The sequence below is a fragment of the Micromonospora sp. NPDC047753 genome (assembly GCF_040642735.1).
Taxonomy (GTDB): Bacteria; Actinomycetota; Actinomycetes; order Mycobacteriales; family Micromonosporaceae; genus Micromonospora.
Window position 1 is genome coordinate 1 of record NZ_JBEYSL010000039.1, and the last position, 23,684, is coordinate 23,684.

Consider the following 23,684-nt stretch of genomic DNA (forward strand, 5'->3'; position numbering starts at 1 on the left):
CGTCAAGAAGACCACGGCCGCGGCGAAGGTGCTGGAGAGCGGTTCGTGCGGCGCCTCGTTCTACTCCGACGGGCAGCTCACCGCCAACGGCGATTACCCCCGAACACCCGGCCGCACTCGACCGTCGCACGGTGCTGCGTCGCGCCGCCGCCGTGGGCATGCTCGCCACTCCGGCCATCGGCCTGCTCGGCGCCTGCGCCACCAGCGGCAGTGACGGTGACAACGAGCAGGTCGCCGGCGGAACCAAGAGCGAGGCGAACCCGCTGGGCGTCAAGGAGGACGCCGCGATCGAGGTGGTCATCTTCAACGGTGGCTACGGCGAGAAGTACGCCACCGACGTGCACGAGCCGCTGTACAAGAAGGCGTTCCCCAAGGCCGAGGTCAAGCACCAGGCCACCCAGGCCGTCTCCACTGTGCTTCAGCCGCGGTTCGCCTCCGGCAACCCGCCGGAGTTCGTGAACAACTCGGGCGAGAAGCTGATGGACTTCGGCGCGCTCGTGGCCGACGGTCAGCTCCAGGACCTCACCGAGCTGTGGGACGCGCCGTCGGTCGACGACCCGACCAAGAAGGTCCGCGACACGGTGGTGCCGGGCACCATCGAGGCGGGTTCGTTCAACGGCAAGCCGTTCGTGCTGTACTACGTCTCCACGGTCTTCGGTATCTGGTACTCGGCCAAGCTGTTCAAGGACAATGGCTGGGCGCCGGCGAAGACCTGGGAAGAGTTCATGACCCTGCTCACGAACATCAAGGCCAAGGGCATCACCCCGTACGGCTACGCCGGTGCGAACGCGGCCTACTACCAGTGGAACGTGATCCTCACCCAGGCCGCCAAGATCGGCGGCACGGACGTGCTGAAGAACATCGACAACCTGGAGGACGGCGCCTGGAAGCAGGACGCCGTGAAGCAGGCGGCCGCGGCGTGGGCCGAGGTCGGGGCGAAGTTCAGCGACAAGAGCTTCGAGGGCCTGAAGCACACCGACGTGCAGCTGCGGCAGAACCAGTACAAGGTGGCCCTGTACCCCAGCGGTGACTGGCTGGAGGGCGAGCAGAAGAAGGACACCCCGGCCGGCTTCGACTACCAGCTCATGCCGGTGCCGAGCCTGACCGCGTCGGACAAGCTGCCAGCCACCGCGCTGCGCGCCACCGCCGGTGAGGGCTACTTCGTCTCGGCCAAGAGCAAGAACCCCAAGGGTGGCCTGGAGTACATGCGTCAGATGCTGTCGAAGGCGGGCGCGAAGGGCTTCACCGAGGTGGTCAAGGCCCCGACCGTGGTCACCGCCGGGTCGGAGGGCTTCTCCTTCCCGCCCGGTGTGGCCAGCTCGCAGGCCGCGCTCAAGGCGGCCGGTCAGGACGTGTTCAACCTGTACTTCGACGGCTGGTACAAGGAGCTCGACACGGAGGCGCGTACCGCCACCAACGAGCTGATGTTCGGCCGGATCAACGCCGACGCCTTCGTGGAGCGGATCCAGAAGCGCGCCGACGCCATCAAGAAGGACAGCTCCGTCACCAAGTTCAAGCGCTGATCGATCGGAGCTAGGGTCATGCGGCACGGCAAGTATCCATTCGTGATCGGGTTCCTGTTCGCCCCGGTCGCGCTGTACGTGACATTCGTGATCTGGCCGTACGCGCAGGCGTTCCAGATCTCGATGACCAACTGGCGGGGACTGTCAGCCCCGCAGTGGGTGGGCTTCGACAACTACCAGAGGTTGCTCGACGACGGGGCCTTCTGGAAGGCGGTCCAGCACCACGGCGTACTGCTGCTTGCCCTGCCGCTGATCACCATTGCCATCGCGCTGTTCTTCTCCTTCCTGCTCAACGTGGGCGGCAAGAGCAGCGGTGGTCAACGCCAGGGGGTCTGGGGGGCGAAGTTCTACCGGGTGGTGTTCTTCTTCCCCCAGGTCCTGGCGGTGGCCATCATCGCGGTGTTGTTCCAGATGGTGTACCGGCCGAACGAGTCTGGCCTGATCAACGGCGTGTTGATGAAGTTCGGCATCGAGCCGATCCTCTTCCTGGTCAAGCCCAGCCTGGCCCTCTGGTCGATCCTCGCGGTGCTGGTCTGGCAGGCGGTCGGCTTCTACGTGGTGCTCTTCTCGGCGGGGATGGCCTCCATCCCCGGTGAGATCTACGAGGCCGCCGAGATGGACGGGGCGACGAGGGTGACGCTGTTCTTCCGGGTCACCCTGCCGCTGCTGTGGGACACGCTCCAGGTGGCCTGGGTGTACCTCGGGATCGCGGCGTTCGACGCGTTCGCCATCGTGGCGGTGCTCTCGGTGGACGGTGGCGGCCCGGACGGCGCCACCACCGTGCTGGCCATGGAGATCTACCGCAACGCGTTCGTCTACTCGAAGTACGGCTACGCCTCGGCGATGGGCGTGGCGTTGTTCTTCCTCACCCTCACGTTCGCGGCGCTGACGCTGCGGCTCACCAAGCGGGAAAGCGTGGAGTACTGATGAATCCGCAGTCGACGCTGCCGCCGACCCCGGCCGCGCTGCCGCCGAAGACCGGGGACCCGTCCGCCCCCGCCGGGCCGGGCCGCAAGGACCCTCGCTCGGAGGTACGGCTCTTCGCCGGCCTGGGGCACGTCGCGCTCGCCGTGTGGGCGGTGATCGTCATCGTGCCGATCCTCTGGACCTTCCTGGCCGCGTTCAAGAACACCAGCGAGATCTTCAGCAGCCCGTGGACGCTCCCGGCCGAGCTGCGGTGGGAGAACTTCGGGCGGGCCTGGACCAAGGCACACGTCGGCCGTTACTTCATCAACAGCGTGATCGTGGTGTCGTGCAGCACGTTCCTCACCATGCTGCTCGGCTCGATGGCCGCGTACGTGCTGGCCCGCTACAAGTTCTGGGGCAACCGGGCGGTCTACTACCTGTTCGTCTCCGGGTTGGCCTTCCCGGTCTTCCTGGCCCTGGTGCCGCTCTTCTTCGTCGTGAAGAACCTCGGGCTGCTCGACACCCACACCGGCGTGATCCTGGTCTACTCGGCGTACTCGTTGCCGTTCACCGTGTTCTTCCTGGCCGCGTTCTTCAAGACGCTGCCGTCGTCGGTGGCCGAGGCGGGGATGATCGACGGCTGCTCGCACACCCGGCTGTTCTTCCAGGTGATGATGCCGATGGCGAAGCCGGGCCTGATCAGCGTGGCGATCTTCAACATCATCGGCCAGTGGGCGCAGTACCAGCTCCCGTTGGTGCTGCTCTCCAACGCCAAGGACAAGTGGGTGCTCACCCAGGGCATCGCCGACATCTCGGTGAACGCCGGCTACGAGGCGGACTGGTCCGGGCTGTTCGCCGCGCTGACCATCGCCATCCTCCCGATGATCATCGTGTACGCGGTCTTCCAGCGTCAGATCCAGGCCGGCCTCACCTCCGGAGCGGTGAAGTAGGACGCCTCACCGCCCGTCGACGCGGGTGTGCCAGGAGCGCCACAGCGCCGCGTACGCCCCGCCGGCCGCGACCAGCTCGTCGTGGCTGCCGATCTCGGTGATCCGACCGTCGGCCAGCACGGCGACCCGGTCGGCGTCGTGCGCGGTGTTGAGCCGGTGCGCGATCGCGATGACGGTCCGCCCGACCAGCACGGCGGCCAGAGCGCGTTCGGTCCGGCGGGCGGTGGACGGGTCGAGCGCGGCGGTCGCCTCGTCCAGGATCAACGTGTGCGGGTCGGCGAGCACCAACCGGGCCAGCGCGAGCTGTTGGGCCTCGGCCGCACCGAGTTGACGGGCCCCGTCGCCGAGCTGGGTGTCCAGGTCGTCGGGAAGCTCGGCGAACCACCCGGCGCCCACCGTGAGCAGCGCGGCACGCATCTCCTCGTCGGTGGCGTCGGGCGCGGCGAAGGAGAGGTTGTCGCGTACCGAGCCGATGAAGACGTGGTGCTCCTGGGTGACCAGGGCGATCCGGCGGCGTCGCTCGGCCGGGTCGAGGTCGGTGATCGGGCAGCCGCCGATGGTGACGACGCCGTGGCGTGGCGCGTCGATCCCGGCCAGCAGCCGGGCCAGGGTGGACTTGCCGGCGCCGGACGGGCCGACGACGGCCAGCCGCTCACCGGGCTGCACCTCCAGGTCGATGCCGTGCAGCACGTCCGGCCCGTCGGAGTAGGAGAACCGGGCGCCACTGACCACCAGCCGCTCACCCCGTGACGAGGCGTTCGTGCCGGGTGCTTCCGGCGGGACCATGCCCACGCCGAGCAGTCGCGCGTACGACGCGAAGCCGCGTTGCGCCTGCTCGGTCCACTGCAACAGCCGGTCCAACGGGTCGATCGCCTGTTGCAGGTAGAGCGCGGCGGCGACGACCGCGCCGAGCGACACCATGTCCCGGGAGAGCAGGTAGCCCCCGACGAGCAGGACCATGGCGACCGGCAGCGGATAGCTGGCCTCGACGACCGAGAAGAACACGGTACGCAGCGCGAGGGTCGCCCGACGGGCCCGCCACACCGCTGTGACGCGGGTGGTGCCGTGTCGGATCCGGTCGTCGGCCAGCCGCAGCGCCTCCACGGTGCGCGCGCCCTCGGCGGTGGTGGTCAGCGTCTCGGTCAGCTCGGCCGCCGCCGCGCCCTCGGTGAGGTACGCCGAGCTGGCCCGGCGCAGGTACCAGCGGGTCACCGCCACGATCGACGGGAGCCCGGCCAGCGCGGCCAACCCGAGCAGCGGGTGCAGCAGGAAGACGGCCCCGAACAGCAACGTCAACTGCACCGTGGCGATGACCATCGTGGGCACCACGTCCCGGACGGTGGTGCCGACCGTCGACACGTCGACCGAGCTGCGGGTGGCCAGGTCCCCGGAGCCGGCACGTTCGACGACCGAGACGGGCAGCCCGAGAGTCCGGGAGACGAACTCCTCGCGTAGCTCGGCGACGGCCCGTTCGCCGAAGCGGTGGCCGGCGTACTGGGCGTACCGGGAGAGCAGGGCGCTGACCGCGACGCAGCCGGCGATGGCCAGTGCCAGCCGGTCCACTGTCGCCACTCCCGCGCCCGCGGTGACCCGGTCGCCGATGGTGCCCAGCAGCCACGGCGGGGCGAGCCCGGCGACCGCGGCGGCGCTGTGCAGCGCCAGCACGACCCCGACGGCTCGCCGGTGCCGGCTGATCATGTCCCGTAGGGCGCGGCGTACGGTGCCACGGTCGGCGACCGGCAGCCGGCTCACCGGTACGCCTCCTCGCTGCCGCGGGCCACCAGGTGCCGGTAGGCCGGGTCGTCGTCGAGCAGGTCGGCGTGGCTGCCGGTGGCGGTGACCCGGCCGGCGCTCAGAAGCGCGACCACGTCGGCCCGGCCGAGCAGCAGCGGCGACGTGGCGATCACCACTGTGGTCCGCCCGGCCCGCGCGGCCCGCAGCCGCTCGGCGATCCGCGCCTCGGTGTGCGCGTCCACCGCCGACGTCGGGTCGACGAGGATCAGCACCTCCGGTTCGCTGCTCAACGCCCGGGCCAGGCGCAGCCGTTGGCGTTGACCGCCGGAGAGCGTCCGCCCTCGGGCGTCGATCGGGGTGTCCAGCCCGGCGGGCAGGGCGTCGACGACATCCTGCGCCGACGCGGTCCGCAGGGCCGCGCCGATCCGTTCGTCATCGTCGTCGGCCCCGGCTCGCAGGATGTCGCGCAGGGTGCCGGCGAAGAGGTAGGAGTCGTGGTCGGCGACGAGGATCCGCGCGCGGACCTCGTCCAGGGCGACCTCGCGCAGCGGCACGCCGCCCCAGGTGACGTCGCTGGCCACGTACCGGCCGAGCCGGTCGGCCAACGCCACGGCCGCCGCCGGGTCGTCCACCGCCACCCCGGTCAGGTGGCCGGCGCGCACGGTCAGGCCGGTCACCGGGTCGTGCAGGTCGGCCGGGTCGTCCGGCCCGGACAGGTCGTCCGGCCGGCGTGCCTCGGGCACGGCACCCGGCCACCGGCGGCCCGGGCCACCGACGTCGTCCGGTGTCACGTTGAGCAGGTCGGCGATCCGTCGGGCGGCGACCCGGCCGCGAATGAGCTGGTAGCTGCCCTCCAGCAGAAACCAGACCGGCACGATCAGGGTCGCCACGTAGCCGTAGACGGCGACCAGCTCGCCGATCGTGACGTCGCCGGTCACCGCCATCCGGGCCGTCAGCCACACCACCGCCGCCAGGAACAACCCGGGGATGGCGACGGTCGCCGCGTCGATCCAGCTGTTGACCGCGCCGACCCGGTAGCCCTCGGCGCGTAGCTCCTGGGACCGGGCCGCGTACCGCCGGGCGAACAGGTCCCGGCCGCCCACCCCGGCGAGCACCCGCAGCCCGGCGACGATGTCACCGGATCGGGCGGTGAGCGCGCCCTGTTGCCGGCGGTAGACCGATTCGACCTGCTCCAGGCGGCGCAGCAGCGGCCCCACGATCAGGCCGACCAACGGCACCCCCACCAGCACGCAGAGCGCGAGCATCGGGGAGACCGACCAGAGCACCACGGCGATCACCCCGTACGCGATGACAGCGCCGACGCCGGGCCCGGTCAGCGTCAGCACCTGCGCCGTCCAGTCGATGTCGGAGCCGCCGATGGTGGACACCTCACCCGCGCCGACCCGCCGGGGCAGCACCGCGCCGATGCGGGACAGGTGGCGCAGCAGAACCTCCGCCGAGCGGGCCTTGGCGTCCTCCCGGATGAAGGTCATCGTGCGGTGCCGCATGATGCCCAGGTAGGACAGGGCCACGCCCGCGACGACGATCGCCGCTACCCAGAGCGCCAGGGCCTGGGTGTCGCGTTCGCGCAGCCCGTCGTCGACGGCGCGGGCGATCAGGTAGGGCCGGGCCGAGAGCCCGATCATCCAGGCCGTGCCGATCAGGCTGCCGCGCAGCACCCGCCAGGGTTGGCAGCGGACGAGCCACCAGAGGTAGCGCATCGGACCGCGGGCGTCGGGGGTGCCAGGATCGGGATGCGGGATCTGGGGAGGCACCCGATCACGCTACCGACCGGCCCCGACAGCCCACCGGCCCGACGACGGTGAGGTGCGCCTCCGTTCCTGTCGGACGGGAGAGGCAGAATCACGTTCGTGCTGGTGGCGGTGGTGTCCGACGAGCGGGGTGGGGGAGTGCTGTGCCCGCTGGACGCCACCGGCCGGCCGACCGGCCGACCCGAGGTCGTCACCGATCTGGTCGCCGCGGTCGCCGCCCGCGAGGCCGCCGAGCACCCGCGCTGGGTCTGGTCGACCGCCACGGCGCTCTACCCGACGCTGCTGCGCGCCGGCGTCCGGGTCGATCGGTGTCACGACGTGGAGTTGACCGAGGCGTTGCTGCTCGGGCACGTGGGCCGTTGGGGTGAGCCCCGCTCGCTGGCCGCCGCCTGGGCCCGGCTGACCGGCGCGGCGGTGCCGCCCGACCCGCCGCCGCGCGCCGCAGCACCACCCGGGCACGGGCAGGGCGCGCTCTTCGACACCCTGCCCGGTCCGCCGGGCCCGGGCATCGAGGCACTGACCCAGGTGTACGCCGACCAGCTCACCCGCGTCGCCGCGACCGAGCACCCCGGCCGGTTCCGGTTGCTGGTGGCCGCGGAGTCGGCCGGCGCGCTGATCGCGGCGGAGATGGGTGTCGCCGGGCTGCCCTGGCGGGCCGACGTGCACAACGAGATCCTGCACGAGCTGCTCGGCGAGGCGTCCCCGGTCGGTGGTCCGCCACGCCGACTCGCCGAGCTGGCCGCCCGGATCGCCGATGCGCTCGGCGTACGCGGCCTGCACACCGACTCCCCGGCGGAGCTGCTGAAGGCGTTCGCCCGGGCCGGGGTGGAGCTGCCCAACACCCGGGCCTGGGTGCTGCGCGGGGTGGACCATCCGGCGGTGCCGCTGGTGCTGGAATACAAGGAGCTGTACCGGATCTGGACGGCGCACGGCTGGTCCTGGCTCGATCAGTGGGCCCGGGGCGGCCGGTTCCAACCGGAGTACGTGCCGGCTGGTGTCGTCTCCGGCCGGTGGGCCACCCGGGGCGGTGGCGCGTTGCAGATTCCCAAGGTGATCCGACGGGCGGTGGTGGCCGATCCGGGCTGGCGGTTGGTGGTCGCCGACGCCGGCCAGTTGGAGCCCCGGGTGCTGGCCGCGGTCTCCGGCGACGCGCGGTTGGCGGCGGCGGGCGGTGCCGGCGACCTCTACGCGGCCCTGGCCCGGGACTCGTTCGGCGGTGACCGGGCCAAGGCCAAGGTGGCCCTGCTCGGCGCGATGTACGGGCAGACCGGCGGGGCCGCGGTGCCCGCGTTGGCGGTGCTGAAGCGCAGCTACCCGACGGCGTTCGGTTACGTCGAGGCGGCGGCGCGTACCGGTGAGACGGGTGGGCTGGTGCGGTCGTGGCTGGGGCGGACGTGTCCGCCCGGCTCGGTCGGGTTCGGTGATCTCGACGACGAGCCCGCCGACCCGGAGCGGGCGGGTGATCCGCACAGTCCGCGGGCGCGTGCCGCCCGGTCCCGGGGGCGTTTCACCCGCAACTTCGTCATCCAGGCCACGGCGGCGGAGTGGGCCTCCACGTTGCTGGCCACGCTGCGGACGGAGCTGTCCGGCACCGACGCCGAGCTGGTCTTCTTCCAGCACGACGAGGTGGTCGTGCACGCGCCGGCCGATCAGGCGGACGCGGTCGCCGAGGCTGTCAATCGGTCGGGCGAGCGAGCCTCCGCGCTGCTCTTCGGTGCGACGCCGGTCCGGTTCCCACTGGACCTGTCCATCGTCGACTGCTACGCCGACGCGGCCTGACCCGTGCTCGCGCCATGATCAAGTGACGGGAAGGAGGTTCCAGGAGCCCTCTCGGCCTACTTGTCATCACTTGATGAACGGCTCGCGTCAGGGGCGGAGCGGCTGCGGTCCGGTGTATAACGGTTGTGCTATTTCTCCTTTTCGCCCCGCCACCCCTGGCTGGCGCTCCTCGTTGCAGTGTCCGTAGGAGGGGGCGGATCGGTCGCGGTCGCTCCCATGCTTGAGGGGGCGCAGCTGAACGGGATCGCAGGAATGATCATCGCCGCAGGCGGGGGACGACGGATCGGTGGTCCCGAGGCGCTGCTGCACCAGGGCGACAAGCCGCTGGTGAATCAGATGATCGACACGATGACCGAGGCGGGCTGCGAGCAGATCGTGGTCGTCCTGGGCGCTGCCGCCGAGCAGGTCCAGGAGACCGCCGACCTGGGCAAGGCGACCGTTGTGATCAACAAGGCGTGGGGCACCGGGGTCGGCTCGTCCATCCGGGCCGGCCTGGCCGCCATGGACGACGTGGGGATCGAGGCGGTGGTGGTGGTGCCGGTCGACATGCCGGGCCTGACCGCCGAGGCGGTCAGCCGGGTGGCGGCGCTGCCGTACCCGGACGTGCTGGTCTGTGCCACCTACGACGGTCTGCGCGGCTACCCGATGCTCTTCGGCCGCCGGCACTGGCCCGGCATCGCGACCCTGGCCAGCGCCGACGTCGGCGCTCGGCCGTACCTGTTGGCGCACAAGGACCAGATCGTCGACATCGCCTGCGACTCGGTGGCCGACGGCAGCCGGGTCGACACTCCGGAGCTGATGGAGATGTACGGGCTCACCGTCCCGCCGCAGCGCGTCGGGGTCTAGGGCCGCGCCGATCTTGCAGTTTCTGTCGCCGATACGCGTGGGATGCCCCGCATGTCGGTGCAGAAAGTGCAAGATCGCGTAAGGGTGGGTGGGTTGCCGGGCAGCCTCCTTGCGGGGCTGCCCGGCGGTGCCTACTCCGCCGCCTGGTCCAGCTCGCCGGTGGCGGCGAGACGCTGGTACCAGTGGGCGCTGTCCTTCCAGGTGCGTACCTGGGTGTCGTAGTCGACCCGGATGATGCCGAAGCGACGGTCGTAGCCGTAGCCCCACTCGAAGTTGTCCAGCAACGACCAGACGAAGTAGCCGCGCACGTCCGCGCCCTGCGCGCGGGCGTCGGCCATCGCGCCGATGTGCCGACGCAGGTAGTCGATCCGCCGGTCGTCGTGGATCCGGCCGTCGGCCAACACCACATCGTCGAACGCCGCGCCGTTCTCGGTGATCATCATGGGCTGGTTGGGGTATTCGCGCTGCAGGCGCAGCAGCAGCTCGGTCAGCGCCGGCGGGTCGATGTTCCAACCCATCGCCGTGTACGGGCCGGGCTGCGGCAGGAAGTCGACGTTCTCCGCGGCGACCCACGGCGTCGAGGTCGACGCGCCGTGCCCGTCGGCGTCGGAGCGGGCCGACACCCCGTCCCACGCCCGGACGAGGGTGCTGGAGTAGTAGTTGACCCCGAGCACGTCCAGCGGCACCGCGATCAGCTTCTCGTCGCCCTCGCGCACGAACGACCAGTCGGTGACGGAAGCGGTGTCGGCCAGCAGGTCGGCCGGGTACTCCCCGTCCAGCATCGGGCCGAGGAACGCCCGGTTGGCCAGGGCGTCGATCCGCCGGACCGCGTCCTGGTCGGCGGCCGAGTCGGACGCCCCCCGGATGACGTGCAGGTTCAGGGTCACCGACAGCTCGGCGGAGGGGGCCAGCTCCCGGACCACCCGACCGGCCAGGCCGTGCGCGAGGTTGAGGTGGTGCACCGCGGCCAGCGCCGCCGCCGGCTCGGTCCGACCCGGCGCGTGCACGCCGGAGGCGTAGCCCAGGTACGCGGAGCACCACGGCTCGTTGAGCGTCGTCCAGGTGTGCACCCGGTCGCCCAGCGCACCGACGATGCCCGCCGCGTACTCCTGGAAGCGCAACGCGGTCTCCCGCGCCGCCCACCCGCCGGCGTCCTCCAACTCCTGCGGCAGGTCCCAGTGGTACATGGTGGCGACCGGGCGGACACCCCGCTCCAGCAGCCCGTCCACCAGCCGCGAGTAGAAGTCGATGCCGGCCTGGTTGAACCGGCCCGAGCCGCCCGGCTGCACCCGGGGCCAGGAGATGGAGAACCGGTACGCACCGAGCCCCAGGTCGGCGATGTGCCCGAGGTCGTCGGCCCACCGGTGGTAGTGGTCGGCGGCCACGTCACCGGTGTCCCCGTTGAGGGTTCGACCCGGTGTGTGGCTGTAGGTGTCCCAGATGGACGGTCCGCGCCCGTCCTCGGTCGCCGCGCCCTCGATCTGGTACGCGGCCGTCGCCGAGCCCCAGACGAAGCTCTCCGGGAAGTGGTGTTGCGTCATCGTTCCGTCCCCTGGATCTCGCAGATGTAGCCCGTCGAGGTGCCGGCCACCAGTTCGGCGCTGACCGTCCCACCCTCGTAGCGCACGTCGAACTCGGCGCCCGGCCCGTTGCCGGGTGACGGTACCCGTACCCGGGTCCGCTGCCCCTCGGCCGGTGCGTACACCCGCAGCCGCACATCGTCGGCCCACTCGTAGTCCGGTCGGTCGGTGCGCGAGCCGAACGGGATGACCGCGCCCGGTCGGGCCAGCACCGGCAGGCTGTCGAAGCAGTGCTTCTCGGTCAGCCAGGCCGGGCCGGTGACCTGCGCGCCGGTGACCAGGTGCGTCCAGGTGCCGGCGGGTACGTAGTACGTGACGTCGCCGTCGGCGCTGAGCACCGGGGCGACCAGCACGTCCGGGCCGAGCATGTACTGCCGGTCCAGGTGTGTCGTCGCCGGGTCGTCCGGGAACTCCAGGAACATCGGGCGCATCACCGGCGTCCCGTCGCGGTGCGCCTCCTGAGCGGCGGCCGCCAGGTACGGCATCAGGCCGAGCTTGAGGTGGGTGAAGTGCCGCAGCACGTCCACGGACTCCTCGTCGTACGCCCACGGCACCCGGTACGAGCCGGACCCGTGCAGCCGGGAGTGAGAGGAGAGCAGCCCGAAGGCGACCCACCGCTTGAACACCGCCGGGTCGGGAGTGCCCTCGAAGCCGCCGATGTCGTGGCTCCAGTAGCCGAAGCCGGAGGCCGCCAGGGACAGCCCGCCGCGCAGCGACTCGGCCATCGCGACGAACGTCGACTCGCAGTCGCCGCCCCAGTGCACGGGGAACTGCTGCCCGCCGGCGGTGGCCGAGCGGGCGAACAGCACCGCCTCGCCCTCGCCGCGTTCGGTCTCCAGCAGCTCGAAGACGGCCTTGTTGTAGAGGTACGAGTAGTAGTTGTGCATCCGCTGCGGGTCCGAGCCGTCGTGCCACACCACGTCGGTCGGGATGCGCTCACCGAAGTCGGTCTTGAAGCAGTCGACGCCCATGTCCAGCAGGGCCTTGAGTTTGCCGGTGAACCAGCGGACCGCGTCCGGGTTGGTGAAGTCGACGAGCGCCATGCCAGCCTGCCACTTGTCCCACTGCCAGACCGAACCGTCCGGGTTGCGGACCAGGTAACCGGCCTCGCGGCCCTCCTCGAAGAGGTAGGAGCGCTGCGCGATGTACGGGTTGATCCAGACGCACACCTTCAGGTCGCGCTCGTGCAGCCGGCGCAGCATCCCCTCCGGGTCTCCGAAGGTCGCCGGGTCCCAGATGAAGTCGACCCAGTGGAACTGACGCATCCAGAAACAGTCGAAGTGGAACACCGACAGCGGCAGCCCCCGCTCGGCCATCCCGTCGACGAACTCGGTCACCGTCTTCTCGTCGTACGAGGTGGTGAACGAGGTCGACAACCAGAGGCCGTACGACCAGGCGGGGATCCGGGCCGGACGACCGGTGAGGGCGGTGTAGCGGCGCAGCACGTCCTTCGGGTGGGGTCCGTCGATCACGTAGTAGGTGAGCGACTGGCCTTCGACGCTGAACTGGGTCTGAGCGACGACCTCGGAGCCGACCTCGAACGACACGTGCTCCGGGTGGTCGACGAAGACCCCGTAGCCGGCGCTGCTCAGGTAGAACGGCACGTTCTTGTACGCCTGCTCGCTGGCGGTGCCCCCGTCGGCGTTCCAGATGTCGACGGTCTGCCCGTTCTTCACGAACGGGCCGAAGCGCTCGCCCAACCCGTACACCGTCTCGCCGACACCGAGGGCGAGCCGTTCGTGTACGTGCCGGCGGCCCTCGGCGTCGGTGACGACGCCGATGCTGCGTGCGGTGGACGCGGTGACCAGCCGGTCGCCGTGCAGGAAGTCGACCCGCCACCCGTCGATGAGCGCGACCCGCGCGGTCAGTTCGCCGGTGGTCAGTGTCGCGCTGAGCCCGGTGACGTCGACGGTGACCGGGTGCGTGTCGTCGGTGCTCAGCCCGAAGTGCGGCTCGCGGGGCAGCCCTCCGGTGTGGTGGGCGATGGTCACGCCGATGACACCGGGGGCGGGGGAGAAGAACCGGACGGTGACCAGCGGGCGGTTGAGGGTGTCGCCGCGGCCGGTGATCTGACCGGTCGGTGCGAAGACGGTGAAGCCGCGCTCGTCCGGCTCGACCGACTCCACGATGCCGGGGCGCAGGACGCTGACGCCGGGGCGCAGCTGCCAGTACCCGTCGGTGAACTTCACTTCTCGGCTCCTGCCGTGATGCCGCGCGCCAGAGTGCGCTGGAAGATGAGGAAGAAGAGGATGGCCGGCACCAGGCTGATCAGCGCGCCGGCGTTGGTGGTCGGGGCGTCCATCAGCCGGTCGCCCTGCAACGACGCGAGCGCGACCGGAATGGTCTGCGTCCGGTTGTCGATCAGCATGACCAGCGGGATGAGGAACTCGTTCCACGTCCAGATGAAGAAGAAGATGAGCAGCACCGCGAGGGTGGGCCGCAGGTTGGGGAAGACCACCCGCCACAGCACGGTCCACTTGCCGGCGCCGTCCAGCGCGGCGGCCTCCAGCAGCGAGCGCGGGAACGTGCCCATCACCGAGGCGAGCAGGTACGTGCCGAACGCGCTCTGGATCACGGTGAAGATGATGATCACCGAGAGCTGGGTGTTGTAGAGGCCGACCTGCTTCGCCGCGTAGTACAGCGGGTAGATCAGCGCCTCCTGCGGCAGCATGTTGGCCAGCAGGAAGAGACCCACGATCCACAGCCGGCCCCGGACCCGGCCGATGCCCAGCGCGTACGCGTTGAGCAGTGACACGGCGACGCCGAGCACTGCCACCGAGCCGGCGATGACCGCCGAGTTCCAGAACTTCAGCGGGAAGTTGACAGCGGTCCAGTACGTGCGCAGACCCTTGGTGTAGAACTCCGTCGGCCAGCTCAGCGGGCCGCCCGACGAGTAGTCGCCGGGCGACTTGAACGCGTTGAGCAGCATGAACGCGAACGGCACCAGCATGACGAGCGCGCCGAGGGTGACCAGGGCGAGCACCACCCAGCGGCTGACACCACGGTGGTGTCGATCGCGTACGGGCCGGGCCGGCGTCACCGGCGCGGGGCTCGGTGTGAGCGTGACGGCCATGTCAGAACCCCCGGTCCCGGCGCTCGCTGCGGGCCTGCATCCAGATGAAGACCCCGGCCACCACCACGATGATCAGTGTCAGCACCGTGGAGATCGCGGAGCCGTAGCCGACCTGCAGCTTCTTGAAGAACGTGTAGTAGGCGAAGTAGCTCGGCACGTTCGTCGCGTTGTCCGGACCACCCCGGGTCAGCGCGAAGATCGGCCCGAACACCTTCAACGCGGCGATGGTGCAGGTCAGGGCCACCACGAAGGTCTCCGGCCGGATCTGCGGAAGGGTGATCGCCCGGAACCGGTGCAGCCAGTTCGCGCCGTCGACCTCGGCCGCCTCGTACAGCTCGGGGTCGACCCGCTGCAACGCCGCCATGAAGACGACCACCGGGTAGCCGATCTGCACCCAGATCATCACGGCCATCACGGCCGGCAGGGCGGTGCCCGGGTCGCCGAGCCAGTCATGACGTAACGCGCCGAGACCGACCACGTCGAGCAGGCTGTTGAACGCGCCGTCGGGGCGCAGGATCCAGCCCCAGACGATGCCGGCCACCACGACGGGCAGCACCTGCGGGAGGTAGAACGCGGCCCGCAGCGCGGCGGCGGTGCGGGGCTTGAACCGGCGGCCGACGACGTCGAAGAGCACCGCGGCGAGCAGCAGCCCCAGCACAGTGGGCACCACCACCATCGCGACGAGCATCCAGACGGTGTTGCGGAACGACGCCCAGAACACGTCGTCCTGCAGCAACTGTCGGTAGTTGTCCAGGCCGACCCACCGGGGGTCGCCGACGCCGGACCACTTGGTCAGCGACAGGTAGAGGGTGCCGACCAACGGCGCGCCGATGACCAGGAGAAAGAGCGCCGCTCCGGGGAGCAGGTAGAGCCAGTACGCCGCGTTGCGGCCGCGGCGTCTGCGGCTGGGCGCGGGCGGGGTGGGGGTCGCGGCCGGCGGTGTGGCGGCGACCGTCTCGGAGACTGCCATGGAAGATCCTTCCCGGCGGGGCGGGCGGGCGCGCGCCGGTCGTGCCGGTCGCGCCCGCCGCTCGCCGTGTCACTTGCCGGTGATCTCCTTGACGCCATCGGCGTACGGCTTGGCGATCGTGTCGAGAACCTGGTCGGGCGACTTCGAGCCGTTGATCAGACCCTGGAAGCCGGAGACCAGCACGTCGTAGTAGCCGGGGACCGGCCAGTCCGGGTAGAAGGCGAGCCCGTCGGACTTGCTGACCGTGTTGAAGTCCTCGATCAGCTTGCGGTCCTTCGGGTCGCTGATCTTCGACGCGTCAGCGGCGACCGGAACACCACCGTTGTTGCCGATCAGGTCCTGGATCTCCGGACGCAGGGTGATGTCGATGAAGTCGTACGCCAGGCTCTTGGCCTTGCTGTTCTCCGGGACGACCCAGAGGTTGCCGGAGGAACCGGCCTGCAGGGTGTTGCCGGGGAAGAGGAAGGTGTCCCAGTTGGCCTTCATCTCGGTCTTGAACCGGCCGTACCACCAGCTACCCGAGACGATCATCGGAACCTTGCCGCCGATGAAGGCGGTGCCCATGTCCTCGGCCTTGAGGCTTGCCGAATTCTTCGCCACGTAACCCTTCTGCACCCACTGGGCGAAGGTGTCCGCGCCGTACTTGAGCGGGTCGGCCTTGAAGTCGACCGGGTTCTTGTAGAGCTGGTAGTTGTCGACGAACTGCCGGTCGCCCTTGGAGAGGGCGAGCTGGTAGAAGAGCTGCCCGGCCGGGTACTCGGCGCCGGCCATGCCCAGCGGGGTGATGCCCTTGCCGACGAAGGTGTCCATCGCGGCGGTCATCTCCGCCATCGAGGTCGGAACCTTGACGCCGTTGCTCTGGAACAGGTCCTTGTTGTAGTAGACGGTGACGTACTCGCCGTAGTTCGGCACACCGAACCACTTGCCGGAGCCCATCACGCCCTTGTCGCTGTACCGGGCGGTGGTCTGCAGGCTGGGGCTGAGCTTGCCGGCCCAGCCGCGCTTGTCGGCCTCGCTGCTCAGATCGGCCAGCAGACCCTGGGAGGAGAGCAGCCCGGCGGTCGCGTTGCCCTTGTTGTACTCCATGATGTCCGGGCCCTCGGACGAGTTGATGATCATGCCGGCGTTCTGCTGGATCTGCTCGAACGCCTTGCGCTCGAAGCGCACCTCCACGCCCGGGTGCTCGGACTTGAAGATCTCGATCGCCCGGTCCCAGCCGACCCCCATGGCACTGTTCTCGCTCTCGTAGTGCCAGAGCTTGAGGGTCTTGGCGTCACTGTCGTCCCCGCTGTCACCACCGCCGCACGCGGCCACGGTGGTCGTCGCCATCGCCGCCAGGGCGATCGCGGCGACGAGCCGGTGGAATCGCTGCATTAGCATCCTCCTCGTTGAGTATCTAGCCGGTACTTCACGGGGCCCGTCGTCGCGTTGCAGCGCGGCGGCGGGCCATTTACTGATCGGCCCCCATCAGCTGGTGGCTTCGGGGCACGGCGGTCGACCCACGGACCTCCAACGCGCACGGCAGCAGTTGCTGGTGACGAAGGTCAGCGGGGCCATCCAGCTGGCGCGTCAGCGCCTCGATCGCGATCCGGCCGAGCGCCGAACCGGGTGACGTCATAGCGGTCAGTGCCGGGGTGGCCAGCTCGGCGACCTGCGGCGAGGTGACCATCGAGACGACGGAGACGTCGTCGGGCACTGACAACCCGCGGCCGGTCAACTCACCGAGAATGCCGAAGATCGCCGTCTCGTTCATCGCCAACACCGCCGTCAGCTCCGGGGCCCGCGCGAACGCGGCGGCCAGGGCGGCCCGCCCGCCGGCGGCGCTGTCCTCGGCCGCGATCATCACCGGCTCCAGGCCATGCCCGGTCATCGCCGCGGTGAAGGCGTCACGGGTACGCAACGCCGGCCCGTAACCGCTGGCCAACGTCGCGGCCGAGTGGTTGACGTAGACGATGCGCCGATGCCCGAGGCCGACCAGATGCGCGACAGCCTCCCGGACGGTCTGGTCGAAGTCGATGTCGACGTAGGAGAGCGTGCTGGTGTCGCCCGTGCGGCCGATCAGCACCAGCGGCACCCCCGCCTCCTGGAGCACCGTGACCCGCTCGTCAGCCAGCTCGACCTCCATCAGCACGACCCCGTCAAGCATCCGCTGACTGGCCAGCCGACGTAGGTCGTCGAGGTTGCCACCACCGACCGGCGAGAGCACCAGGTGGTAGCCGGCGACGCTGGCCGCGGCGGCGGCACCGGTGACGAACGCGGTCTCGGTGGCACCCAGGCCACGCTCGTCCATCGGCATCAGCAGGCCGAGGATCCGGCTGCGGCGACTGGCCAGCCCACGGGCCATCGCGTTGGGCTGGTAGTCGAGCTGCGCCATCGCGGCGAGCACCTTGTTGCGGGTGGCCTGCGAGATCGGCCGGGTGCCGGTGAGCACGTACGAGACGGTGCTGACCGAGACCTGTGCGAGGCGGGCGACGTCGTGCATGGTGGCCACCGCGCGCACCTCCTCCGGCCTGGGGTGGGACCGCTCCCGAACTTCGTCGAAGCGTTTCGACGAAGCGGTTCGACAGGACGCTAGGCCACCTGTTACGGCGACGTCAATAGCCGATGTCGAAAAGAATTCAAGGGCGCGCGGAGCCCCGCACCCTTGGATGCAGGGCGCGCGCCGCTCCCCGGTCGGTCAGTCGCACAGGACGGTCGCGGCCAAGATCCGCGCAAGATCGGGGATGTTGCTGCCTCCCATTCACCGGAGGCAGCAACTTCAGGGAAGTTGCGCGGATCTTGGCTGCGGGGTGCGGGGTGCGGGGTGCGGGGTGCGGTGAAGGCGCGGGGCCTGGCCCGGTGGGGGCGTGCGGGGCGGCCCGGTGGGGTGAGGGCGAGGGGCGCGGCCCGGTGCGGCGAAGGCGAGGGCGCGGGGAGAGGGCGCGCGACGACGCGGTAGGGCGAGGGCGCGGGGGCGCGGCCCGGTGGGGCGAGGGCGCGGGCCCGCGGGGCGCGGCGGGCGAGGGTCAGGGCAGGTTGAACAGGGTGGCGGCGTTGTTCCAGCAGACCGAGCGTAGCCAGTCGTCGCCCAGGTCCAGTCGGGCGAGCCCGGTCACCTGATCGGCGTACGGGTACGGGATGTTCGGAAAGTCGCTACCCAGCAGCACCTTGCCGGCCAGCCCCAACTCGCGTAACCGGGGCAACTCCTCGGCGGGGTAGGGAACGAACTGGTCGAAGTGGGGCGTGAACACCATTGTGGTGTCCAGTCGGACCCGCTCGTACGTCTCGGCGAGGTCCAGGAAGGCCTGGTAGTCCGGGGCTCCCATGTGTGCCACCACGGCGGTCAGTCGAGGGTGGCGGGCGAGTAGGGCGGCGAACGGTTCCGGGCCGGTGTGGGAGGTCCCCACCGGGGCGTGCCCGGCGTGCACCACCACCGGCACATCCGCGTCGGACAGCATTCCCCACACCGGGTCCAGCGCCGGATCGGTCGGCGCGAAGCCGCCGACCTGTAGGTGCAGCTTGAACACCTGGGCGCCTTCGGCGAGGGCTGCCTCGACGTACCCGGGGGCGTCCGGCTCGGGGTAGAACGTGGCCGAGGCCAGGCACCCGGGGGTGTCGCGGGCGAAGTCCAGCGTCCAGCGGTTGAGTTCCGCCGCCATGCCCGGTCGGTGTGCGTACGCCAGGGCGCTGAACGCCCGCACCCCGAGCCGGCGCAGGTGCGCGACCCGTTCGGCGTCGCTCCAGCGGTAGAGGATCGGCCATTCGGTGCCGACCAGCGGCCCGGCCGCGTCGAAGTAGGCCCACACCCGACGCAGCAGGCGTGGTGGCAGGAAGTGCACGTGCACGTCGGCGAGGCCGGGCAGCCCCAGGGCGCGGCAGAACCCCGGTACGCGGTCGTCCGCGTCGGGTGGGACCGGCAGATGGTCGCCGCCTGTGCCAGGCGGCACCGGCACCGGCACCGGCACCGGATCGGTCATATGTCGATGTCGAATCGGCTCAGCACCGAGGGTGCGATCAGGCCGACGGTGGCGAGCGCGGAGACGACGGTCAGTGCGATGCGCATTCCGACCACTTCGGCCTTGCTGCCAACGCGCAGGGCGATGCTGTTCGGCAGGCCGATCATCATCCACATGCGCCGCTTGATGGGGATCGGCCAGAGGATCGGCACGCCCGCTCTGGTGATCATGTCGCCGAGGATGTGCACGAAGCAGCCCACGCCGAGCGCGGTGCCGATCAGTGGATAGCCGCGTCCGCCCGGCAGGTTGGCGAAGGTGAACCAGGCGGCCCCGGCCGACGCGAGAGTGATGATCACCCAGCCGGCCCGTTCGGCCCACTCGTCGAACAGCCCGCGCAGCGCCAGGCCGAACATGAAGAACAGGATGGTGATGACAGCCCACTTGCCGTACGCGGCGCAGAGGGCGGTGGTGCCCCAGCCGACCAGCACGGTGAACGGCAGCGTGTGGGTGAGCGTCCGGTGCCCGTTGTTGCGGCGTGGGTCCTTGCTGAGCTTCGTGGCGTAGTAGACCCCGAGGGAGATCTTCTCCATCACCTCGGCGGCGAAGAGCGAGAAGACTCCGAAGGTACGGGCCACGGTGGCCCCACCCTGGTTCTTGGTCACCTTGCCCGACATGTCGAGGTCGGGAAAGAGCGCGCCGCCGGCGCACACCGCGGTGCCCACCGCCAACGCGAGCGGCGACTGGTGGTAGTCGGCGAACTGCTCCAGTGCCCAGGAGCCAGCCAGCCACACCGCCGCGCCGGACAGCGCGTGTTGCGGTCCCATCATCTCGGCTCACCCTCCCCAGGGATCTTGAGCGCCCAAAACTACGCCACTGTAGTAAGCGTCGGCGTCGCAGGGGCATCACCCGGAAGGTCCACATCGGACCGCGCTACAGGGTGGGGGTGAAGCTCTGCCGGATCATCGGCAAGTATGCCGCGTTGACCTGCCAGTCGAACTCTTCTGTCAACCACGAGACGGTGTAGGAGCGGTCGGCCGAGGTGTTGGCGAGCAAGCGGAAGCTGTGCACCGGAACGCCGAGGGCGTTCTGCCAGCCGCACTCCCACACTGCGCCGCCCTCGAAGATGTCCATCGCGGAGATGTCCACCTTGCGATAGTCCGGCAGCGCCGCGTTGGCGGTCAGCCGATCCTCCTCGGCCTCCCAGTGGGCCACCGGATCGGGGCGGGCCGGCCCCGCCTCGACGCTGAGCACCCGGGTTCCGTTGGATCTTCGGAAGCAGGTCACCGAGCCCTCGGTCCAGCGCGCCCACCCCACCGGCGCGGCGATCCGGAACCCGCTCGGGTCGTCGTACCAGGTCCAGCCCTCGCGTAGCCCGTACTTCACACCGGGTGGCGGTGACACCGCCACGACCGGGGTCGCCGACGGTGGCGGGGGAGACGTGCAGGCGAACGCGGCCGGCCGGGAGGTCGGCGCGCCGCCGCCCGAGCCGGACGGAGGGGTCCGGTCGTCCTGCCGGTTCACCAGCGCGAGCGTGACGCCTCCCGCGACGAGCACAGCGGCAGCCGCACCACCCAGGGCGATCAGGCGCCATCGCCGGCCGGGTCGGCGCCGCGGGCTCGGGGTCGGTGTGGCCGGCTCGCCCGACGGGGCGACCGGTTCGACTGGTCGGGGCGTTCTGGTCCGTCCGGCGTCACGGACCGCCGCGACCGCCGTGGAGCGGGTCGACGCGGCGGGCTCGTCGTGGCTCGCCTCGGCGGTGCGCAGCAGCGGCTCCGCCTCGGCGGCGGTCAACCGCCGCCAGGGGTCGCGCTGCAACAGGCCGGTGAGGACGGGACGCAACGGGCCGGCCCGACGCATCGGGTCCGGTGGTTCGGTGGCCAGCGCGCTGAGCGTCGCCATCGCGCTCGACCGCGCGTACGGTGACTGCCCTTCGACAGTGGCGTAGAGCGTCGCGCCCAGCGACCACAGGTCGGTGCGCGCGTCGGACACCCCTTCGCGGGCCCGTTCGGGGGCGACGAACTGCGGCGAGCCGAGCACGGTGCCGGGCCCTGTCATCACACCGTCACCGCCGTCGAAGGTGGCCAGCCCGAAGTCGGTGAGTACCACCCGCCCGTCGTCGGCGACCAGCACGTTGTGTGGCTTCACATCGCGGTGCAACACCCCGGCGGCGTGGGCGGCGCGTAACGCGGCGAGCACCGCCAGCCCGATCCGGGCGGTGCGCTGCGGACTCAGCGGCCCCTCGGCGCTGATGATCTGCTGCACCGATCGCGACGGCACGTACTCCATCACGATCCAGGGGCTCTCCCGGTCGTGCACCACGTCGTAGAGGCGGACCACGTTGGGATGGTTGAGGCGAGCGGCGGTGCGTGCCTCGCGCAGGGTCCGAAGCCGCAACTCCTCGCGTTCGGTCTCGGCCAGCCAGGACGGCGGCACGACCTCCTTCACCGCTACGTCGCGATGCAACATCTCGTCGCGAGCAAGCCACACCCGGCCCATTCCGCCGGTGCCGACCAGGTCGAGCAGCCGGTACCGACCCGCGATCAGCAACTGATGCACGGTCGCTCCCCCTCGGTCACCCCGGGATCCACGATAGCCACCAATGGCGGCTAATTCATCCACTGAGCGGCCTCGATCCACGACGGACGGTGGTCTCGATCATGGCCATACGGTGCAGGTCAGCGGGGTGGTCGGAAACTCTCTCGCACCTTTTTCCAGTCGGCTGCGGCCCCGGTCCAGTCCTCGTCGTGGGTGATCCAGGCCAGCGTCCAGCGGCCGGCAGCGACAGTTTGTTGCCGGGCGTGCAGCCACAGGTCGCCGTAGGGGGCCTGCCACCGGAGTTCCCACTCCGCCCCGCCGTCGCTGGCGGCGAGCCGGATCTCGTCGTACCCCGGCAACGCCCCGGCCCCGGCGGCCGCGTCCCGGGCCGCGCGGAGCCGGACCAACGGGTCGGCGCTGTTGCCGGGTGCGACGCTGAAGGCCCTGCCGGTCGCCGGGTCCTGGAAGCAGACCACCCCGTCGTCGCGGGAGTAGTACCAGCTGGCCGGAACGGAGACCCGGAAGCCTGCGGTGTCGGCGTGCCAGACCCAGCCCGGCGGTGGCCGGAACTGTTCGCCGGAGGCCGGGTCGCCGGCCAGCACCGGCGTGCCGGCGACATGCGGGCGGACACACGCGAACGGCGGCGGGGGGACGTCCCCTCCGTTGGGCGGCGGCCCAGGCCGGTCGGGGCCCGGTCCGCCCGGTCCGCCCGGTCCGCCCGGTCCGCCTGGTCCGCCTGGTCCGCCTGGTCTGTTGTCGGGTGGACGGTTCGATGGCTGCGGGGAGGACGAGGCGACCGTGTCGCCGGGCTTGTCGTCGTCGAAGGTCAGCGCGGTACCGACACCGGCCGCGACGGCCACCAGCAGCGCCACACCGATCAGTGCCAGCCGGCGGGTGGCTGGTCCCCGGGCCGCCCGGTCCGCGCCCGGCGCGGGGGAGGCCCCTCCGGTTGCGGTCGGGGCAGGGCTCGGCTCGTCGGACGGATCGGGCAACGGGACGGTGGGGTCCTGGTCGTCGTCGACGGCGGCGGGGTGGGCGATCAGCCCTGGCACCGGCCCGTCACCAGAGGGCCGGTCGGTCGCCGGCGGCAGGTCGGCGCGGCCGGTCGCGGCCATCGTGAGCAACCGACGGGCCGCGTCGTGGTCGAGGCGTTCGCGCGGGTCGCGGCGCAGCAACCCCTCCAGCACCGGCGCGAGCGCCCCGGCGTGGGGGGCGGGGTCGGGCGGGCCGGCGGCCAGCGCGCTCAGGGTGGCCATCGCGGTGCTGCGGGCGTACGGGGACCGGCCCTCCACTGCGGCGTGCAGGGTCGCCCCGAGCGACCACAGATCGGCGGCCACCGTGGACACGCCCTCGGCGGCCCGCTCGGGTGCCACGTACTGCGGGGAGCCGAAGACCATGCCGGGGCGGGTCATCGCGCCGTCGCCACCGTCGAAGGTGGCCAGCCCGAAGTCGGTGAGCATCACCCGCCCGTCGTGCGCCACGAGCACGTTCTGCGGTTTGATGTCGCGGTGCAGCACTCCGGCGGTGTGCGCGGCCTGGAGCGCGTCGAGCACGGCCAGCCCGATCCGGGCTGCGCGGGCCGGCTCGAGCGGCCCCTCGGCGTCGACGACGTCCTGAAGGGTGCGGGACGGGACGTACTCCATGATGATCCACGGGCTGCCGTCGACCGCGACGACGTCGTAGAGCCGGACCACTGTGGGGTGGTTGAGTCGGGCTGCGGCGCGTGCCTCCCGCATGGTGCGTGAGCGCACCTCGTCCCGTTCATGATCGGCCAACCAACTCGGTGGGACGATCTCCTTGACCGCCACCTCGCGGTGCAGCATCTCGTCGCGGGCACGCCACACCCGACCCATACCCCCGCGACCCACCAGGTCGAGCAGACGGTACCGACCAGCGATCAGCACCTGTGCACGCTCCTCCTCAGCCGCTGTCCGGGCTACACCCTAACCAGCGGATCGGAAGTCACCTATCGGTCGTCCGACCTGGCTCAGCAGGCGGCGTGGTCGGCGGCAGCGAGCAGGTTCGCCAGCCCGTTGACCTGCGAGGTGATGCTGCCACCGGTCAGCGTGTACGCCTGCGAC

The 23,684-nt window shown here is 70.8% G+C and carries 17 protein-coding genes; 5 read left to right on the plus strand and 12 right to left on the minus strand.

Going from position 1 to position 23,684, the window contains the following annotated elements; translation table 11 throughout:
- Positions 1–131: 131 nt before the first annotated feature.
- The 3 genes from ngcE to ABZ749_RS05675 are packed head-to-tail and all read left to right on the plus strand — an operon-like array spanning position 132 to position 3,379.
- The gene (gene ngcE, locus ABZ749_RS05665) at positions 132–1,523 is read left to right on the plus strand and encodes an N-acetylglucosamine/diacetylchitobiose ABC transporter substrate-binding protein (protein ID WP_357223118.1); all 1,392 of its coding nucleotides are present in this window, start codon (positions 132–134) and stop codon (positions 1,521–1,523) included.
- An 18-nt stretch (positions 1,524–1,541) separates the two neighbouring features.
- Positions 1,542–2,450 (plus strand): sugar ABC transporter permease, encoded by a 909-nt coding sequence (locus ABZ749_RS05670; protein ID WP_354878663.1) that lies wholly within the window; start codon positions 1,542–1,544, stop codon positions 2,448–2,450.
- A complete protein-coding gene (locus ABZ749_RS05675; protein ID WP_354878666.1) occupies positions 2,450–3,379 on the plus strand; it encodes a carbohydrate ABC transporter permease in 930 nt (309 codons plus the stop codon). The genes ABZ749_RS05670 and ABZ749_RS05675 overlap by 1 nt, the downstream gene beginning before the upstream one ends.
- A gap of 6 nt (positions 3,380–3,385) precedes the next feature.
- On the opposite strand, the gene ABZ749_RS05680 is transcribed toward ABZ749_RS05675, so the two are convergent.
- Together ABZ749_RS05680 and ABZ749_RS05685 are read right to left on the minus strand one after the other, a co-directional pair.
- Positions 3,386–5,077 (minus strand): ABC transporter ATP-binding protein, encoded by a 1,692-nt coding sequence (locus ABZ749_RS05680; protein ID WP_357223143.1) that lies wholly within the window; start codon positions 5,075–5,077, stop codon positions 3,386–3,388.
- 50 nt (positions 5,078–5,127) lie between these two features.
- Positions 5,128–6,834, minus strand: a complete 1,707-nt coding sequence (locus ABZ749_RS05685; protein ID WP_357223146.1) for an ABC transporter ATP-binding protein — start codon at positions 6,832–6,834, stop codon at positions 5,128–5,130.
- Positions 6,835–6,954: 120 nt separating this feature from the next.
- Here ABZ749_RS05685 and ABZ749_RS05690 point away from each other — a divergent pair, with 120 nt between their 5' ends.
- Together ABZ749_RS05690 and ABZ749_RS05695 are read left to right on the plus strand one after the other, a co-directional pair.
- On the plus strand, positions 6,955–8,664 hold the full coding sequence (locus tag ABZ749_RS05690) for a bifunctional 3'-5' exonuclease/DNA polymerase (protein WP_357223149.1): 1,710 nt from the start codon (positions 6,955–6,957) through the stop codon (positions 8,662–8,664).
- A 252-nt stretch (positions 8,665–8,916) separates the two neighbouring features.
- Positions 8,917–9,510 carry a nucleotidyltransferase family protein gene (locus tag ABZ749_RS05695; protein ID WP_357223121.1) on the plus strand — a complete coding sequence of 198 codons (594 nt, stop codon included), beginning with the start codon at positions 8,917–8,919 and terminating at the stop codon, positions 9,508–9,510.
- 131 nt (positions 9,511–9,641) lie between these two features.
- Here the strand turns inward: ABZ749_RS05695 and ABZ749_RS05700 are convergent, their stop codons facing one another.
- The 10 genes from ABZ749_RS05700 to ABZ749_RS05745 all read right to left on the minus strand — a co-directional run bounded on the left by ABZ749_RS05700 (position 9,642) and on the right by ABZ749_RS05745 (position 23,507).
- Complete coding sequence (locus ABZ749_RS05700; RefSeq protein ID WP_357223124.1) at positions 9,642–11,051, minus strand: GH1 family beta-glucosidase; 1,410 nt, start codon at positions 11,049–11,051, stop codon at positions 9,642–9,644.
- Positions 11,048–13,279 (minus strand): alpha-xylosidase, encoded by a 2,232-nt coding sequence (gene yicI, locus ABZ749_RS05705; RefSeq protein WP_357223127.1) that lies wholly within the window; start codon positions 13,277–13,279, stop codon positions 11,048–11,050. The genes ABZ749_RS05700 and yicI overlap by 4 nt, the downstream gene beginning before the upstream one ends.
- Positions 13,276–14,163, minus strand: a complete 888-nt coding sequence (locus tag ABZ749_RS05710) for a carbohydrate ABC transporter permease (protein ID WP_357223130.1) — start codon at positions 14,161–14,163, stop codon at positions 13,276–13,278. The genes yicI and ABZ749_RS05710 overlap by 4 nt, the downstream gene beginning before the upstream one ends.
- Before the next feature lies 1 nt (position 14,164).
- Positions 14,165–15,133 carry a sugar ABC transporter permease gene (locus ABZ749_RS05715; protein WP_357223133.1) on the minus strand — a complete coding sequence of 323 codons (969 nt, stop codon included), beginning with the start codon at positions 15,131–15,133 and terminating at the stop codon, positions 14,165–14,167.
- Between the two features lie 69 nt (positions 15,134–15,202).
- Entirely contained in the window at positions 15,203–16,507 is a 1,305-nt protein-coding gene (locus ABZ749_RS05720) for an extracellular solute-binding protein (RefSeq protein WP_357223135.1), read from the minus strand.
- A gap of 76 nt (positions 16,508–16,583) precedes the next feature.
- Entirely contained in the window at positions 16,584–17,615 is a 1,032-nt protein-coding gene (locus ABZ749_RS05725; RefSeq protein ID WP_357223152.1) for a LacI family DNA-binding transcriptional regulator, read from the minus strand.
- 523 nt (positions 17,616–18,138) lie between these two features.
- Positions 18,139–19,032 carry an amidohydrolase family protein gene (locus tag ABZ749_RS05730; RefSeq protein ID WP_357223155.1) on the minus strand — a complete coding sequence of 298 codons (894 nt, stop codon included), beginning with the start codon at positions 19,030–19,032 and terminating at the stop codon, positions 18,139–18,141.
- Between the two features lie 53 nt (positions 19,033–19,085).
- Positions 19,086–19,895: a metal-dependent hydrolase gene (locus tag ABZ749_RS05735; RefSeq protein ID WP_238672615.1), complete on the minus strand. Its 810-nt coding sequence runs from the start codon at positions 19,893–19,895 to the stop codon at positions 19,086–19,088.
- Between the two features lie 103 nt (positions 19,896–19,998).
- Positions 19,999–21,624, minus strand: a complete 1,626-nt coding sequence (locus tag ABZ749_RS05740) for a serine/threonine-protein kinase (RefSeq protein ID WP_357223138.1) — start codon at positions 21,622–21,624, stop codon at positions 19,999–20,001.
- Between the two features lie 119 nt (positions 21,625–21,743).
- Positions 21,744–23,507 carry a protein kinase gene (locus ABZ749_RS05745; protein ID WP_357223141.1) on the minus strand — a complete coding sequence of 588 codons (1,764 nt, stop codon included), beginning with the start codon at positions 23,505–23,507 and terminating at the stop codon, positions 21,744–21,746.
- Positions 23,508–23,684 lie beyond the last annotated feature (177 nt).

What these genes read in the sequence shown, in the direction of transcription:
- ABZ749_RS05670 (WP_354878663.1), top strand. Translation starts at nt 1,542, where the DNA reads ATGCGGCACGGCAAGTATCCATTCGTGATCGGGTTCCTGTTCGCCCCG.
- ABZ749_RS05675 (WP_354878666.1), top strand. Translation starts at nt 2,450, where the DNA reads ATGAATCCGCAGTCGACGCTGCCGCCGACCCCGGCCGCGCTGCCGCCG.
- ABZ749_RS05680 (WP_357223143.1), bottom strand. Translation starts at nt 5,077, where the DNA reads ATGATCAGCCGGCACCGGCGAGCCGTCGGGGTCGTGCTGGCGCTGCAC.
- ABZ749_RS05685 (WP_357223146.1), bottom strand. Translation starts at nt 6,834, where the DNA reads ATGCGCTACCTCTGGTGGCTCGTCCGCTGCCAACCCTGGCGGGTGCTG.
- ABZ749_RS05695 (WP_357223121.1), top strand. Translation starts at nt 8,917, where the DNA reads ATGATCATCGCCGCAGGCGGGGGACGACGGATCGGTGGTCCCGAGGCG.
- ABZ749_RS05700 (WP_357223124.1), bottom strand. Translation starts at nt 11,051, where the DNA reads ATGACGCAACACCACTTCCCGGAGAGCTTCGTCTGGGGCTCGGCGACG.
- ABZ749_RS05710 (WP_357223130.1), bottom strand. Translation starts at nt 14,163, where the DNA reads ATGGCCGTCACGCTCACACCGAGCCCCGCGCCGGTGACGCCGGCCCGG.
- ABZ749_RS05715 (WP_357223133.1), bottom strand. Translation starts at nt 15,133, where the DNA reads ATGGCAGTCTCCGAGACGGTCGCCGCCACACCGCCGGCCGCGACCCCC.
- ABZ749_RS05720 (WP_357223135.1), bottom strand. Translation starts at nt 16,507, where the DNA reads ATGCAGCGATTCCACCGGCTCGTCGCCGCGATCGCCCTGGCGGCGATG.
- ABZ749_RS05725 (WP_357223152.1), bottom strand. Translation starts at nt 17,615, where the DNA reads ATGCACGACGTCGCCCGCCTCGCACAGGTCTCGGTCAGCACCGTCTCG.
- ABZ749_RS05735 (WP_238672615.1), bottom strand. Translation starts at nt 19,895, where the DNA reads ATGATGGGACCGCAACACGCGCTGTCCGGCGCGGCGGTGTGGCTGGCT.